The organism is Collinsella aerofaciens (genome assembly GCF_032584215.1).
Classification (GTDB): Bacteria; Actinomycetota; Coriobacteriia; order Coriobacteriales; family Coriobacteriaceae; genus Collinsella.
The window spans coordinates 1-490 of record NZ_JAWHPN010000110.1 but is presented as its reverse complement, the minus strand read 5'-3'; the positions used below and the strand labels follow the sequence as shown (position 1 = coordinate 490).

Below are 490 nucleotides of genomic sequence, written 5' to 3'. Positions count from 1 at the left end.
CCCTCTCCCGCCTTACCCTCTTTATCAAGTCCGGTGCCCTCCTTTTTTTCTTTTTTGTTTTTTTTTGTTGTATCAATAATAACTTTCTCCAGTTCGTAGCTTTCCTGGCCATCAATGCTGATGTCTGCTGTAGCCATGACAGTCCCTGCGTAATGGTAGACAACCTGATAATTGCCATCCGCCACACCCTCCAGGCGCAGCTCACCATTCACGTCAGAGGTCATAACATACTTAATTTCATCCCCGGAGTAGAGGAATACCAAGATGCCCTCCAGAGGCAGTCCGTTTTGATCCTCTACCCTTCCTGTAACCACACAGGGCTCCGGCCCAGGTTCCGGCAGCGCAGGTACAGTCACAATTACATCGGGAATGACCTTGTTCGCATTGTAGACCACAAACGCATTTCCGGTGGCTGTGTACTCCTGGCCCTCATAGCGGTACTTTACGCTGATCTGATAGGTTCCGTTGGCCAGGCCGCTGAAGGTATAGC

At 50.4% G+C, this 490-nt stretch carries 1 protein-coding gene; it reads right to left on the bottom strand.

The window, feature by feature from the left end; all coding sequences use genetic code 11:
- Positions 1 to 490: carboxypeptidase-like regulatory domain-containing protein (locus RX395_RS09985; RefSeq protein ID WP_316367341.1), on the bottom strand; the 490-nt coding region annotated here is incomplete at both ends.